The sequence below is a fragment of the Rhodococcus sp. 27YEA6 genome (assembly GCF_044908235.1).
Classification (GTDB): Bacteria; Actinomycetota; Actinomycetes; order Mycobacteriales; family Mycobacteriaceae; genus Rhodococcus_F; species Rhodococcus_F qingshengii.
The window spans coordinates 164,762-179,320 of the sequence record NZ_JBIYCY010000008.1; the positions used below are offsets into that span (position 1 = coordinate 164,762).

Genomic DNA, 14,559 nt, shown 5'->3' on the forward strand with positions numbered 1-14,559 from the left:
AATTTTCGATACCCGATCCTGATTGTCGGATTCACCGGGCGATTCGCCCGCGGCGAGAGTGCATGAACCGGTGCGAAGCCTGGCCTGCTGCGTCGAAAGGTTGTCGGCGGCCCCGGATACCGTTCCGATTGTCGGGTGTGTTCGCCGACCATCGATACAATCTTGAACTTCCGCCCATCCGCCGTGGAGTCGAGCTGAAAGTCAATAGCCCACAACACTTTCGGCGCATGAGCCTCAGTGATCGAGGTGACCCTGGCACCGACTCCTCACGCCAGAGGCGCTGAACCTTCTTCTTGTTGATCACCTAGCCAGCGCCCGCAGGTCCGCCCACGCCCGTCGGAACCCTTTTGCTGGTTGGCTTCGGCCCAGTCTCGCAATCATTTCCGCAGATCGGCATCCGGGCCGTCCGAGGTGACCGCCCGCGATCACCACGAACTGTTCGGACAGCGAACTGGTGGTAGATGTCGCTGAATTCGAGGATTTCTCGCCGATCATCGATCGTATTGTGTCGGACCGGTGGCCGGACGGCCTTCGACCTGACATAAGGGACGGTTATCGGCCGCCGGTCCACAGACTGAGGAAGGCCCTGACCTACGGGGCACGCCGCACTTGCCATGTGCAAGTGCGGGTGAACTATTTGGATGTTGTCGAAGGTCCGATTCACGGGAAGGTCGACCCGTTCGAGTATCAGCTGTGGAGGATCCAGAGAAATGCACCGAACTCGGCGTCGGATGGGATGAGTCTTTCAAATCTGCGCGCGAACGTTCGATCGCACCCGTTGTTCGGTGCGTCGGCTGAAACCTGTCGGACTTATCTGCTTAAGTGAAGTTCTCATTAACACCGCCATAATTGGCGATCTGAAGAAGAGACCTATGAACTCGTTGAAGATCTTTGCCGCTGTCTCTGCTACTGCCGCGCTTCTCGTCGTATCGGGTTGTTCGTCCGATTCCTCCGATGGTGCTGCGGCTTCCTCCGATGAAATTACGACTACCTCCGCTGAAGCTACATCCGCCTCCTCTGGAGCTACGACGCCAGCAAGTGTGTGTTCACAAATCGAAGACGCCGGCATCGGCAAGAACTGCGTACCAGGAAGCACCACGGGGCTCGCAGTGGCAGCAACCGGTGCCTACGATTTCGATCTCCCCTCGGTGCCGGGCGAAGGCGGAACCGTCATGATCTTCGACAATGCCGACTTGTACCACAAAACAGTAAAAAGCTATGCCGATGCCGCTTTTCTGGCCGGACCACACCGCTACGGTTCGGAAAATGCGTTGATCTTCGTGCAGATCAACGAAGGACTCTCATCGAGTGATGGAGAAAAAGTCAAGGACATCGTTGACTCCCTGTAGCTCGATTTTGACGCAGCAATCATTTCCGAACTCTCTATCGGATGGTTCATAAACGACCATATTTGAAACACGGGAGAAGATTCTGGCCACCAGAACGAAGATATTCCTGGCCCCGTGTCCAAAACTGATGGTTCATTCACGAAAAATCTAGGCTACCTATTAAAGGGCCTTCGTTCACGCGAAAACTCGCGCGCAGTCCTCGCTCGACTTGAGAATCGACTCAGATCCGTTGTCCAAGCAACCGGTGCCGAACCGCCCCGCCATGACGTGATTGTCCGTTATCTTCCTCGATAGTGGTTGCAATCTCCTGGCTGCTTGGCATCCCGCGCACGGATGCTGTCACCACGAAAGGGAGCACATCTGTGAATGGACCCGCAACGCCTACTCGCTTGTCCCGGACCACCGCCGCCCTCGGTGTCGGCGCGCTCGCTGCCGCGATCACCTTCGGCAGCGCAGTTGGTACTGCATCGGCCGACACTCCGGTCGCCGACTTCGGCAGTATCTCTTTCGCGGTGACCAACGGTCCCGACAACACCATCTACGACATCAACGCCATCATCAATCTCCCACCCGGCACACTGCCGCCAGGGATGATGAACCCGCAGATCACTGCGCCCGCCGCGGCCACTCAACCCGTCAACGACTCGTTTGCGGGCACCGCACTGGACTTCGTTCTGAGCTTCATTGAGGCTGCGGCCAGATAGCCGACAACAAAAAACGAGGCTACAAACTCGCTAGAGTTTGTAGCCTCGTCTTGTGGTGGGCGAAGGGGGACTTGAACCCCCACGTCCCGAAGGACACTGGCACCTGAAGCCAGCGCGTCTGCCATTCCGCCACTCGCCCGAGCAACGCCGAAACATTATCACGACAAACTTTGAAAGTTCTATTCGTGCAGCTCAGGGCACGAATCGATGAACACCGAGCACCCGAAAGCCCAGAACCGATACCATGCTGAAACAGCGGCCAGGTACTGCCGAAGCGTCATTTGACAGTACCGTGGAACCTGTACAGCAGTTTGGACGACACGCGACAAGGCGGTGCCGGCGCTACTTGCCGAGCATTTTGCTGTCGTAGATGCGAGGCGAGAGGAGGGCCCGATGGGCATCGTGCAGCGTTTCGAACGAAAGCTCCAAGGAGCTGTCGGCGACGCATTCGCGCGGGTCTTCGGTGGTGGTGTTGTGCCGCAGGAAGTAGAGGCGGCGCTCCAGCAGGAGGCACGTGACCGCGTCGAGCACCTCGGCGGCGGAATCCTTCTCGCCCCCAACAACTACGTGATCACCATCAACAACTCCGATCACGAAGAGCTGGCAGCAGATCGCGAACTGACGACAAAAGCTTTCAGCCGACACCTGCAGGATTTCATCCGCGATCAGGGTTGGCAGACGTACGGCGACATCTCGGTCACCTTCGAGCCTTCGCCTACGCTCCACACCGGTCAGTTCCGCACCCGCGGAACCGTCGACCCGGATGGTGACGCCGAGCAGGCATCACCGCCGTCGCATGTTCCGCAGGTTTCGTCGCGGCCTCCACAACGGCCGCCTCAGCGACCCGCACCGATTGTTCCCCCTGTTTCCAATCCAGTCCCGTCACAACCAGGAGCCGGCCCCATGACGCAGAACTCAGGCTACGAACCAAGCCGCGAACCGGCGGGTCGCCAGCCCGAACCGCAGCAGCCGGCACGGAACGGGTACTCCCACGACGACGGCGGTTACGCCGCTCCGCAGGGCCAGGAAGCGCCTTACCAGAACGGTTACGACCGCGGCGACGGTTACCGCACGGGCGACGACCAGCAGGGCTACAACCAGCAGCAGGGTGGCTACGACCAGCAGGCGTACCCGAACCAGCAGCAGCCGTACGAGCAGGCCGGTTACGACCAGCAGGGCTATGACCAGCAGGGCGGCGGTTACGACCAGCAGGGTTACCAGCAGCAGCCGTACGACCAGCAGGGCTACGGCCAGCAGGCGTACCAGGGTGGGTACGACCAGCAGGGCTACCAGCAAGGCGGCTACGACCAGCAGGGTTACCAGCAGCCCTACAACGGCCAGTCCTACGATCAGCCGGGCTACGACCAGCAGAGCTACCAGCAGGGCGGCTACGACCAGCAGGCGTACACACAGCAGCCGTACGAGCAGGCCGGCTACGAGCAGGGCGGCAACTTCGAGCAGACGCAGGCCTACCCGCAGCAGGGCTATGCCCAGCCGCAGGGCGGTTACGCACCGACGGCCCAGAGCCTGACGGCAACCCTGCAGCTCGAAGACGGCAGCGGACGCCACTTCCAGCTTCGCGACGGCAGCAATGTCATCGGCCGCGGCCAGGAAGCTCAGTTCCGCCTCCCGGACACCGGCGTCTCACGTCGCCACATCGACATCCGTTGGGACGGCCGCACCGCGATGCTGTCCGATCTGGGATCCACGAACGGCACCACCGTCAACGGAGCACCGGTCCAGGACTGGCAGCTGGCAGACGGCGACATCATTCGCGCAGGTCACTCGGAGATTCTGGTTCGCATTCTCTGAGCTGAGAAACGGACGCCAGGATTTTTCCGATAACAATCGAACATTCGGCGGTCCGTCGGCGCGCCGCCGTCACGCGGCTGTCAGTATCGTGATCTTCGGGGCCCAGAGCCCCCTATGATGCTGCCAGTCGACAATGCTCGAACCCCGCTGCGGCGGGGCTCGAGCCATAGAAGGAGGTGGACAGCCGTGCAGGGCCTGATTCTGCAACTCACACGGGCGGGCTTCCTGCTCCTACTGTGGCTGTTCGTCTGGGCAGTCCTCCGCACTCTCCGCTCCGACATCTACGCCGGCTCCGGGGTCAGGGTTCCGCCGCGGTACACCCGCGCCGGAAAGGTCCTGCCCTCGCTGGGCAAGGCCAAGGTGCCTCGGTACCTGGTGGTCACGCAGGGCGCCCTCGCCGGCACCCGCATCACCCTCGGTTCTCAGCCCGTCATGATCGGCCGCGCCGACGATTCGACGCTCGTTCTCACCGACGATTACGCGTCGACGCGCCATGCACGGCTCTCGCAGCGCGGCGCTGATTGGTACGTCGAGGATCTCGGTTCGACCAATGGCACCTATCTGGACCGCGCCAAGGTCACGACTGCGGTGCGCGTCCCGCTGGGCACCCCGGTTCGCGTCGGCAAGACGGTAATCGAGCTACGCCCGTGACCCTTGTTCTCCGCTACGCGGCGCGCAGCGACCGCGGTCTCGTGCGCTCCAACAACGAAGATTCCGTGTACGCCGGTGCCCGTCTGCTGGCCTTGGCCGACGGTATGGGCGGACACGCGGCCGGTGAGGTCGCGTCGCAGTTGATGATTGCCGCCCTGGCGCATCTCGACGACGACGAGCCCGGCGAGGATCTGCTCGGCAAGCTCGAGGCAGCCACCCGCGAGGGCAACGATTCCATCGCCGATCATGTCGAGGAAGAACCCGAACTCGACGGCATGGGCACCACGCTCACCGCGATCCTCTTCTCCGGCAGCAAGCTCGGCCTGGTCCACATCGGCGACTCACGCGCCTACCTGCTGCGTGACGACCACCTGACGCAGATCACCCGCGACGACACTTTCGTGCAGTCGTTGGTCGACGAGGGTCGGATCACCGCCGAACAGGCACACACTCACCCGCAGCGATCCCTGATCATGCGGGCGTTGACCGGCAACGAGATCGAGCCGACGCTCACCGTGCGCGAAGCCCGCGCCGGCGATCGTTACCTGCTCTGCTCCGACGGCCTCTCCGACGTGGTCAGCGACGAGACCATCGAGAACACGATGCGCGAGGGCTCGCAGGAGCAGTGCGCCGATCGCCTCATCGAATTGGCGCTGCGCAGCGGCGGTCCCGACAATGTCACTGTCGTCGTCGCCGATGTCATCGACCTCGACTACGGCCAGTCGCATCCCATCGTCGCGGGCGCCGCGTCGACGGAAGAGGAAGAGGACGCCCCTCCCCCCAACACCGCTGCCGGCCGCGCCGCTGCCATGCGTCCGCCGCGCGCGACGCCCAAGCGAGTTGTCTCCCAACCCGAACCGGAACCGAAGAAGAAGCGGAACCGGTTGTGGTGGGTGGTCCTCGCCGTGGTGCTGATCGCACTGGTCGGCGTCGGCGCCGTGATCGGCCGCGCCGTCATCCGCAACAACTACTACGTCGGCGAAGACAACGGCCGCGTGACGGTGCTGCGCGGAATCCCCGGTTCGGTGCTCGGTTACTCGCTGCAAGACGCGGATCTGGTGGGTTGCGTCGGCGACGACGACGTCCTCACTCTCGTCTCCCCTGACGCGATTCCCAGCAACTGCAACATCCTCGAGGTCACCGATCTGCAGCCGTCGGCGCAGGAGCAGGTGCGCGCCGGGTTGCCGTCCGGCAAGCGTGAGGATGCGCAGAGCCAGATGATCCGTCTCATCGGCGGCGATCTGCTGCCTCGTTGTGAGCCGATTCCGACGACGACGGCCACGCCCACTCCCCCGCCGGCACCGGAGACCACGCCGCCCCCCACACCGCCCGGGGAGCCTGCTGCGCCGACGACGGCGGCACCCACGACTACGCCGACGCCGACCGACATTCCCGGTCAGACTTGCAGGACGGTCAACTGATGTCGTCCAACGCAGCTGCGGGGACGGCTTTTCCGAGTCCGCCCGGAGGTTTTGCCCCGGCGCCGGTCCAGTCGACCCGTCGAAACGTGGAGCTGCTGCTCCTGGGCTTTGCCGTCATCATCACGACGGTCTCGCTTCTGCTCGTCGAGGCGAGCCAGGAACAGAAGATCACGCTGGACCTCGCCAAGTACGCACTCGCGTACACGGGCTTGTTCCTGATCGCGCACTTGGCAATTCGGCGGTATGCGCCGTACGCCGATCCGCTGTTGCTGCCGATCGTCGCCCTGCTCAACGGCCTGGGGTTGGTGCTCATCCACCGACTCGACCTCGCCGACGAACAGACAGCGCTCTACAACGGCGTCGAGGCACCGTCACCGGATGCGAACCAGCAGGTCATGTGGACTGCATTGGCGATCACCGGTTTCGTGCTGCTGCTCGTGTTCTTGAAGGACTACCGCCTGATGGCGCGGTTCAGCTACACGCTTGGCCTCGCGGGCCTGGTGTTCCTGGCGATTCCCGCGATCCTGCCGGCGAAGTTCTCGAGCGTGAACGGCGCAAAAATCTGGATTCGCCTGCCCGGATTCAGCATTCAGCCAGGTGAGTTCGCGAAGATCCTGCTCATCATCTTCTTCGCGTCCGTGCTCGTCGCCAAGCGCGACCTGTTCACCTCGGCCGGTAAACACTTCCTGGGCATGGACTTTCCGCGTGCCCGCGACCTGGGCCCGATCCTGCTCGCCTGGATCGTCTCGGTGGGTGTGCTCGTCTTCGAAACCGACCTCGGTACGTCGTTGCTGCTCTTCAGCACCGTGCTGGTGATGCTCTACATCGCGACCGAACGTGTGGGCTGGCTGGTGATCGGCGGCGGACTGCTCGCCATCGGATTCTTCTTCGCCTACAAGATGTTCGGTCACGTGCGCGTGCGCGTCGACACCTGGCTCGATCCGCTCGGCGACTACGCCAACACTGGCTATCAGATCTCGCAATCGCTGTTCGGCCTGGCCACCGGTGGTATCGCCGGAACGGGTCTGGGCAGCGGCCGCCCCAACCAGGTGCCGTTCGCGAAGACGGACTTCATCATCGCGACCATCGGCGAAGAGCTCGGCCTGATCGGCCTGGCCGCTGTGCTGATGCTGTTCCTGCTTCTCATCGTGCGCGGCCTGCGTACGGCGTTGGCGGTGCGCGACAGCTTCGGCAAACTGCTCGCCGCCGGTCTGTCGTTCACCATTGCGATCCAGATCTTTGTCGTCGTCGGCGGCGTCACCAAGCTGATCCCGCTGACTGGTCTGACAACACCGTTCATGTCGTACGGCGGCTCGTCGCTGCTCGCGAATTATCTACTGCTGGCCATCCTCGTCCGGATCTCGGACGCGGCTCGTGCGCCGGTAGTGACGAAGAAGAAAGGTCCGCCCCCAATCGCTGACGCCAATACCGAGATGATGCCGCGCGTATGAACACTCCACTGCGCCGCGTCGCGATGGCCGTCATGGTGATGGTCGTCGCGCTCCTCGCCAACGCCACGTACGTACAGGTCATCAAAGCTGACGACCTGCGAGCCGACCCGCGCAACTCGCGGGTGCTGCTCGACGAGTACTCACGCCAGCGAGGTCAGATCTCGGCTTCCGGTCAGGTGCTTGCCGCCTCCCGCGCCACCGACGACCGGTACAAGTACCTGCGCGAGTATCCGAATCCGTACCCGTACGCACCGGTCACGGGCTTCTACTCGATGCAGTACGGCAGCGCCGGCCTCGAGCGCACCGAGGATCCGATTCTCAACGGCTCGGACAACCGGCTGTTCAGTCAGCGCTTCTTCGACCTGGTGTCCGGACGCGATCCGCGCGGCGGCAACGTCGTCACGACGCTCAATCCGGCCATGCAGCAGGTGGCGTACGACCAGCTGACCAGCAAGGGTTACACCGGTTCCGTCGTCGCCATCGAGCCGAGCACCGGACGCATCCTGACGATGGTCAGCACTCCGAGCTACGACCCGAACCTGCTTGCCAGCCACGACGGTGCCGAGACCACCAAGGCGTGGGACGAGCTCAATGCCGATCCCAACGATCCGCTGGTCAACCGCGCGATCTCGCAGACCTACCCACCCGGCTCGACGTTCAAGGTGCTCACCACGGCCGCAGCTCTTGGCAACGGTGCGACGCCGGACGACCAGCTGACCGCGGCTCCGCAGATCACGCTGCCCGGCACCAGCACGACCCTCGAGAACTACAACGGCAGCACCTGCGGCCCCAACCCGACGGCGTCGTTGCGCGACGCGTTTGCGCGCTCGTGCAACACGGCTTTCGTCGAACTGGGCATCAAGGACGGCGCGGACGCCATCAAGGACGAGGCCAGCGCTTTCGGCATCGGGCCCAACACTCCGGCGATCCCGCTGCCGGTTGCTGACAGCACCGTCGGCGACATCTCCGACGACGCGGCTCTCGGCCAGACCAGCATCGGCCAGCGCGACGTCGCGGTGACCCCGCTCGAGAACGCAGTGATCGCCGCGACCGTCGCCAACGGTGGTGTGCGGATGCAGCCCAACCTGATCTCCCAGTTGCAAGCACCGGATCTGACCGATCTCAGTACGCCGTCACCGGTGTCGATGGGTCAGGCGATCTCGCCGGCAGTGGCCGCAACGCTGACTGATCTGATGATCGGCTCGGAGAACTTCACCGGCGGCGACGGCAAGATCCCCGGGGTTCAGATCGCGTCCAAGACCGGTACCGCCGAGCACGGCGTGAACCCGCGGGAAACCCCGCCGCACGCCTGGTACATCGCTTTTGCACCGGCGCAGAATCCGACGGTCGCCGTGGCCGTCATCGTCGAGAACGGTGGTGACCGCGGACTTGCCGCTACCGGTGGCTCGGTTGCTGCGCCGATCGGTCGTGCAGTCATCGCAGCCGGAATCCAAGGGGGCTGAACCGTGGCGTTGAACAACGGCGCTTTGATCGCCGATCGTTACCGATTGATCCGTCTCATCGCCACCGGTGGGATGGGTCAGGTGTGGGAAGCCACCGACTCCCGGCTCAACCGTCGCGTCGCCGTCAAGGTACTCAAGTCCGAGTTCTCTTCCGATCCGGAGTTCTTGGAGCGCTTCCGCTTCGAGGCCCGCACCACCGCACAGCTCAACCATCCCGGTATCGCCGGAATCTACGACTACGGCGAGACCCGTGACAGCTCGGGCGATTCCACGGCGTACCTGGTGATGGAACTCGTCAACGGTGAGCCGCTCAACGCCGTCCTGGCACGCGTCGGCCGCCTGGCGGTTCCGCATGCCCTCGACATGCTCGAGCAGACCGGCCGCGCCCTGCAGGTCGCACACGACGCCGGTGTCGTGCACCGCGACGTGAAGCCGGGCAACATCCTCATCACGCCGACGGGCCAGGTGAAGATCACGGACTTCGGCATCGCCAAGGCCGTCGAGAACTCTCCCGTCACGCGTACGGGAATGGTGATGGGCACCGCCCAGTACATCGCGCCCGAGCAGGCTCTCGGTCAGGACGCGACCGCGGCGAGTGACGTGTACTCGTTGGGAATCGTCGGATACGAAGCACTTTCGGGTCGACGCCCGTTCACCGGTGACGGCGCGCTGACCGTCGCGATGAAGCACGTGCAGGAAACCCCGGCGCCGATGCCGGCCGACCTGCCGCCGAACATCCGCGAGCTCATCGACATCACGTTGACCAAGGATCCGGCCGGCCGTTACGCCAGTGGCGGTGAGTTCGCCGACGCCGTTGCAGCCGTTCGGGCAGGGAGGCGTCCACCGCCGCCCGGTCTGCTCGCCACCGGTGCCGCGAGCGCGTTGCCGGCTACGGGTGCCACGCAGGTCATGCCGCCGACGTACGCGGGCCCGGTGACGGGCGCAGCTGTTGCGGACGACGCGGCAGCCGGCGGAATGACCAGTGGGCAGAAGGCCGTCGCATGGGCCGGCGGCGGATTGATCTTGTTGGCGTTGATCATCGGCGGAGTCTGGATCGCGACCGACGGTCCGAGCGACCCGACGCCGCCCGTCGTCACGTCCACGACGTTGCCGACCACCACGACGACCAAGCCCACCACGACGACGACTCGGCCGACGACGACGACCACCGAGCCGACAACAACGACGACTCGGCCGACGACAACCACGACCGAGCCGACAACAACCACAACAACGCCGACCACGACAACAACAACTCCGACGACCACAACCACCACCACGACGACAACGACGACCACAACGACCACTGAGCCGTTGGCGGATCCCGGAGACGCTGAAGAACCGCTAGGACAAGACCAATGACGACACCCCGCAATCTCTCCTCCCGCTACGAGCTGGGTGAGATTCTCGGCTTCGGCGGAATGTCCGAGGTTCACCTGGCGCGCGACCTCCGACTCAGCCGCGACGTCGCGATCAAGGTGCTGCGTGCAGACCTCGCGCGCGATCCCACGTTCTACTTGCGGTTCCGTCGTGAGGCGCAGAACGCTGCCGCGCTGAACCATCCGGCGATCGTGGCCGTCTACGACACCGGTGAAGCCGAGACCGACGCCGGGCCGCTGCCGTACATCGTCATGGAGTACGTCGACGGCGACACGTTGCGTGACATCGTGCGCAGCACCGGGCCGATGACTCCGCGCAAGGCGATGGAAGTGATCGCGGACGTGTGCGCCGCTTTGGACTTCAGCCACCGCAACGGCATCGTGCACCGCGACGTCAAGCCCGCCAACATCATGATCAACCGTGCCGGCGCCGTGAAGGTGATGGACTTCGGTATCGCCCGTGCCATTTCCGACGCGTCGAGCCCGATGACGCAGACGGCCGCCGTGATCGGCACCGCTCAGTACCTTTCGCCGGAGCAGGCGCGAGGTGAGCAGGTGGACGCACGTTCGGACGTCTACTCGCTCGGTTGTGTGCTGTTCGAGATTCTGACGGGCGAGCCGCCGTTCAAGGGTGATTCACCGGTCGCCGTGGCGTACCAGCATGTTCGTGAGGATCCGCAGACGCCGTCGGAGATCAATCCCGACATTCCGCGCGAGCTGGATTCGATCATTCTCAAGGCGATGAGCAAGAACCCAGCCAACCGCTACCAGAGCGCCGGCGACATGCGCAGCGACTTGGTACGCGTCCTGGGCGGTCAGCGTCCGAGTGCGCCGATGGTGATGAACGACGAGGACCGCACCACCATCCTCGGCGCCGTCGGCTCCGACACCGGGAACTACCGCACTGCTCCCGATCCGGTCGAGCCGGTTCCTGCGAGGACAACTCGCGCCGCCGAGCCGCCTGCCAAGAAGAAGGGCGGGCGCTACGCCCTGATGGGCATCGCGGCGCTTCTGGTGATCGGTCTGGTGACGTTCTTCCTCATTCGGGTGAACTCGCCGAAGGTCGAGATGGTGACCGTTCCGGGTGACCTGACCAACCAGCCCGCCGACGTCGCCGAGGCGACGCTGACCAACGCCGGATTCCAGGTGGAGCGTCAGCAGAAGACGGACAAGGTGATCGCTGCCGGAAACGTCATCACGACGCGTCCGGTTGCCGGGGTGCGCATCGAGAAGGGCAGCACCGTCACCATCGACGTGTCCACCGGACCCGAGCAGGTCGCGATCCCACGCCTGACCGGCCTGAGCCAGGACGACGCCGAGAAGAAGCTCAACTCCGTCGGACTCCGACTTGATCCGACCATCGGCAAGGCGGCATCGACCGTCGCCGAGGTCGACAAGATCGTCAATCAGGACCCGGCCGTCGGAGTGTCGGTTGTTCTCGATTCCGCGGTCTCGATCACCGTCGGCACCGGACCGGAGCAGGTTCGTGTCCCGGATGTCACCGGTCAGCGTGAAGAGGTGGCGAGGCCCAACATCGAAGGTGCCGGGTTCGTCGTCCAGATCACGGAGATCGATTCGGGACTGCCCAAGGGACAGGTTGTTTCGACCGACCCGACCGGCGGTACTTCGGCCACCAAGGGTTCGACCGTGACGCTACGAGTGTCCAACGGCAACCAGGTCGCGATGCCTGATCTGACCAACAAGACGGTGTCGGAGGCGTTGAGCACGCTTCGCGCAGCCGGCTGGGCGGGAACTGCATCGCAGCTGGTGCAGAACCAGAGCACGACGCTCACCCCGGAAATGGTGGGCAAGATCGTCTCGCAGACGCAGCCTCCGGGCTCGGAGATCTCCAAGGACGCAGTCATCACCGTCAGCGTCGGAGCGCTCGGAATCCCCGGCCGCTAGCAAAGTGAAAAAGTGCCTCCCGGAGATTTCCGGGAGGCACTTTTTTGTGGACAGGTGTCAGAGAATTGCGGGCAATGCGCCGCCGAGCGCCGACGCGACCTCGGCCTCGAGGGCTGCGACGAGCCCTTCCGGCGGCGCCTCACCGCAGACTGCGAGCCAGTTCGCGAGCATCCGGTGTCCACCCTGGGTGAGTACGGACTCGGGGTGGAACTGGACGCCGTGAATCGGCAGTTCGCGGTGGCGCATCGCCATCACGACGCCGCTCTCGGTGTGGGCGGTCACCTCGAGTTCCTCGGGAATGGTGTCCTCGAGAACCGTCAGCGAGTGGTAGCGGGTAGCGGTGAACGGATCGGGCAGTCCGGCCAGGACGCCGACGTCCTTGTGATGAACCAGACTCGTCTTGCCGTGAAGCAGTTCGGGCGCGCGGTCGACGGTTCCGCCGAAAGCCGCACCGATCGCCTGATGTCCGAGGCAGACGCCAAGCAGCGGAGTCTTGGTATCGGCGCAGACCTTCACCAGATCCATCGTCGCTCCCGCGCGCTGCGGAGTTCCGGGGCCCGGGCTCAGGAGAATGCCGTCGAACTGCGCTACTGCACCTTCGAGGTCTGCCGTCAGTTGTGGATCGTCGTTGCGCCAGACCACGGCTTCGGTTCCGAGCTGGCCGAGGTACTGCACCAGGTTGAACACAAAGCTGTCGTAGTTGTCGACGACGAGAATCCTCATGAGAGCAGGGTAAACGCCTGTGCTATCCGCCGGTATAGGCGGGGACCGTGATCTGCGACGGCGTCGCCTGCGTGTACCCGAGGCCGAAGCGGGTCGCGTACTGCTTGTAGATCCGAATGCCCGGTTCGGCAGCGAGTGCCGCCTCGAGGCGCGCGACGTCGCCGATGGCACTCATCACGTACGGCGGGCTGTAGGTACGTCCGTGAAGAAGGAGGGTGTTTCCGATGCACCGCGGCGCCGACGTACTGATGATCCGTTGGTCCTGCATGCCCACCGCTTCGGCACCGCCCGCCCACAGTGCGTTCAGGACGCTCTGGACGTCCTGCTGATGCACGACGAGGTCGTCCGGGGTGGCGTCGACCGGATACTTGCCGTCGGCGTTGCGCGGAGCGTCCGTCATCGTGACGACAACACCCGGGCCGGTCATCTCCGTCAGTCCCGCGTCGGCGGAGATGTTCTTGATGTCTCCGAGCGCGGCGGCCACTCCGGCGTCGGACCGAGCGGCGTCTTGCTGCAGCGAATCGAGCTGAGCGGCAAGTTCGTCCCGGTCGGCCGAAACTTTTTCGGCATTGGCCTGGGCGCTGCGGACCAGATCGGAGAGCCTGGTGCTTTCGGTGACCTGGAGCTGGTTTTCCTCGGCGGATCGTTGCGCCGTGGCGACCATCAGACCGGCTACCAGGCAGACGGCAAGTACACCGATGTGCCAGACGGTTCGTGAAGATTCACCCGAAGACACGTGGCTCCTCCCGGATTGTGCAGGTCGGCCGGTGACCAACTGGACACAGCTACGTTAGCGTGTAGGTAACACATGCAGGTCACACCGTAGAGCGAGGACGTCATGCCCAAGTCGAAGGTCCGTAAGAAGAACGACTACACAGTCAACCCGGCAAACCGCACTCCGGTGAAGGTGAAGATGGGTCCGTCGAGCACGTTGTACGTCTCCGTAATGCTCGGATTCATGCTCGTCGGCCTGGCGTGGTTGATTGTGTACTACTTGGCCGCGGATTCGATCACGTGGATGAACGACTTGGGAAACTATAACTTCCTCGTCGGCTTCGGCTTCATGGTTGTGGGTCTTGTGATGACCATGAGATGGCGCTGACCAGCGAGTATCTGATTCGACTCGAATCGTGACCGTCTCTCAATTACATGGGTGTCATTCATCCCCATTGTGGATAACCCCTGTGGACAACCTAGGAAGTTATCCACATGCTCGAGGATGAATTTCATCCACAGCCTCGTGACAACGCCACGGAAGTCGTCTCGTGGGCCACTCCGATGGGTGTTGTCTACGCGATGTTCGGCGGCGGAATTGCCCTCGCGATCGCCTCGATAATCGCGCCCACGGAGCCTGCCGGGCGCTTCCTGCTCGCCCTCGCGGTGATCGGGCTGTTCGTGATGGGCGGACTCGCCCTGCGTCAGCGCCCCCGCCTGGCTGTGATCGAAGACGCGGGAACCAAGTCGATCGCGGTGCAGCGCCTGCGCGCCCGCCACGAGTTCACCCGCGAACAGATCGACCGGGTCCGTCTCGTCCGCTACCCGCGCCTCGGTCGACGCGTCCCGATGCTCGAGATCGACATCGTCGACCGTCCCACCGACACGGAGAAGCTGTTGATCTTCGGACGCTGGGATCTCGGCACGTCACCGGAGGACGTCCTGGACGTGCTCGCCGTTCACGGTTTGGTGCCGCCCGAGAAATAA

At 63.8% G+C, this 14,559-nt stretch carries 13 protein-coding genes and 1 tRNA gene; 11 read left to right on the top strand and 3 right to left on the bottom strand.

Features of this window, described 5'->3' with window-relative positions; translation table 11 throughout:
* Positions 1–872: 872 nt before the first annotated feature.
* Both ABH939_RS21115 and ABH939_RS21120 read left to right on the top strand, forming a co-directional pair.
* Entirely contained in the window at positions 873–1,349 is a 477-nt protein-coding gene (locus ABH939_RS21115; RefSeq protein WP_290283649.1) for a hypothetical protein, read from the top strand.
* A 362-nt stretch (positions 1,350–1,711) separates the two neighbouring features.
* Complete coding sequence (locus ABH939_RS21120) at positions 1,712–2,053, top strand: hypothetical protein (RefSeq protein WP_205907178.1); 342 nt, start codon at positions 1,712–1,714, stop codon at positions 2,051–2,053.
* Between the two features lie 53 nt (positions 2,054–2,106).
* Here ABH939_RS21120 and ABH939_RS21125 read toward each other — a convergent pair.
* Positions 2,107–2,192 (bottom strand) — tRNA-Leu (locus tag ABH939_RS21125).
* Between the two features lie 254 nt (positions 2,193–2,446).
* Between ABH939_RS21125 and ABH939_RS21130 the strand changes: the two genes are divergently transcribed.
* From ABH939_RS21130 to pknB, 7 genes are all read left to right on the top strand, one after another.
* Positions 2,447–3,865 carry a DUF3662 and FHA domain-containing protein gene (locus tag ABH939_RS21130; protein WP_020905627.1) on the top strand — a complete coding sequence of 473 codons (1,419 nt, stop codon included), beginning with the start codon at positions 2,447–2,449 and terminating at the stop codon, positions 3,863–3,865.
* Between the two features lie 186 nt (positions 3,866–4,051).
* Entirely contained in the window at positions 4,052–4,516 is a 465-nt protein-coding gene (locus tag ABH939_RS21135; protein WP_003943418.1) for an FHA domain-containing protein, read from the top strand.
* A complete protein-coding gene (locus ABH939_RS21140; protein ID WP_404650082.1) occupies positions 4,513–5,937 on the top strand; it encodes a protein phosphatase 2C domain-containing protein in 1,425 nt (474 codons plus the stop codon). Before ABH939_RS21135 ends, ABH939_RS21140 begins: the two co-directional genes overlap by 4 nt.
* The gene (locus tag ABH939_RS21145) at positions 5,937–7,388 is read left to right on the top strand and encodes an FtsW/RodA/SpoVE family cell cycle protein (RefSeq protein ID WP_003943414.1); all 1,452 of its coding nucleotides are present in this window, start codon (positions 5,937–5,939) and stop codon (positions 7,386–7,388) included. The genes ABH939_RS21140 and ABH939_RS21145 overlap by 1 nt, the downstream gene beginning before the upstream one ends.
* Positions 7,385–8,851, top strand: a complete 1,467-nt coding sequence (locus ABH939_RS21150) for a penicillin-binding protein 2 (RefSeq protein WP_007735774.1) — start codon at positions 7,385–7,387, stop codon at positions 8,849–8,851. The genes ABH939_RS21145 and ABH939_RS21150 overlap by 4 nt, the downstream gene beginning before the upstream one ends.
* Before the next feature lie 3 nt (positions 8,852–8,854).
* Entirely contained in the window at positions 8,855–10,213 is a 1,359-nt protein-coding gene (locus ABH939_RS21155) for a protein kinase domain-containing protein (RefSeq protein ID WP_019746232.1), read from the top strand.
* Positions 10,210–12,135 (top strand): Stk1 family PASTA domain-containing Ser/Thr kinase, encoded by a 1,926-nt coding sequence (pknB, locus tag ABH939_RS21160; protein WP_404650083.1) that lies wholly within the window; start codon positions 10,210–10,212, stop codon positions 12,133–12,135. Before ABH939_RS21155 ends, pknB begins: the two co-directional genes overlap by 4 nt.
* 57 nt (positions 12,136–12,192) lie before the next feature.
* On the opposite strand, the gene ABH939_RS21165 is transcribed toward pknB, so the two are convergent.
* On the bottom strand, positions 12,193–12,858 hold the full coding sequence (locus ABH939_RS21165) for an aminodeoxychorismate/anthranilate synthase component II (RefSeq protein WP_003942537.1): 666 nt from the start codon (positions 12,856–12,858) through the stop codon (positions 12,193–12,195).
* A gap of 22 nt (positions 12,859–12,880) precedes the next feature.
* The gene (locus ABH939_RS21170; RefSeq protein ID WP_003942461.1) at positions 12,881–13,594 is read right to left on the bottom strand and encodes a DUF881 domain-containing protein; all 714 of its coding nucleotides are present in this window, start codon (positions 13,592–13,594) and stop codon (positions 12,881–12,883) included.
* Positions 13,595–13,696: 102 nt separating this feature from the next.
* Between ABH939_RS21170 and crgA the strand changes: the two genes are divergently transcribed.
* The gene (gene crgA, locus ABH939_RS21175; protein ID WP_003942576.1) at positions 13,697–13,960 is read left to right on the top strand and encodes a cell division protein CrgA; all 264 of its coding nucleotides are present in this window, start codon (positions 13,697–13,699) and stop codon (positions 13,958–13,960) included.
* Positions 13,961–14,067: 107 nt separating this feature from the next.
* Positions 14,068–14,559, top strand: coding sequence for a PH domain-containing protein (locus ABH939_RS21180; RefSeq protein WP_063315331.1), 492 nt, complete (start codon positions 14,068–14,070; stop codon positions 14,557–14,559).

Bases quoted from the DNA above. Each gene is read 5' to 3' on its own strand.
- ABH939_RS21115 (WP_290283649.1), top strand. From the start codon at position 873: ATGAACTCGTTGAAGATCTTTGCCGCTGTCTCTGCTACTGCCGCGCTT.
- ABH939_RS21130 (WP_020905627.1), top strand. From the start codon at position 2,447: ATGGGCATCGTGCAGCGTTTCGAACGAAAGCTCCAAGGAGCTGTCGGC.
- ABH939_RS21145 (WP_003943414.1), top strand. From the start codon at position 5,937: ATGTCGTCCAACGCAGCTGCGGGGACGGCTTTTCCGAGTCCGCCCGGA.
- ABH939_RS21150 (WP_007735774.1), top strand. From the start codon at position 7,385: ATGAACACTCCACTGCGCCGCGTCGCGATGGCCGTCATGGTGATGGTC.
- pknB (WP_404650083.1), top strand. From the start codon at position 10,210: ATGACGACACCCCGCAATCTCTCCTCCCGCTACGAGCTGGGTGAGATT.
- ABH939_RS21165 (WP_003942537.1), bottom strand. From the start codon at position 12,858: ATGAGGATTCTCGTCGTCGACAACTACGACAGCTTTGTGTTCAACCTG.
- crgA (WP_003942576.1), top strand. From the start codon at position 13,697: ATGCCCAAGTCGAAGGTCCGTAAGAAGAACGACTACACAGTCAACCCG.
- ABH939_RS21180 (WP_063315331.1), top strand. From the start codon at position 14,068: ATGCTCGAGGATGAATTTCATCCACAGCCTCGTGACAACGCCACGGAA.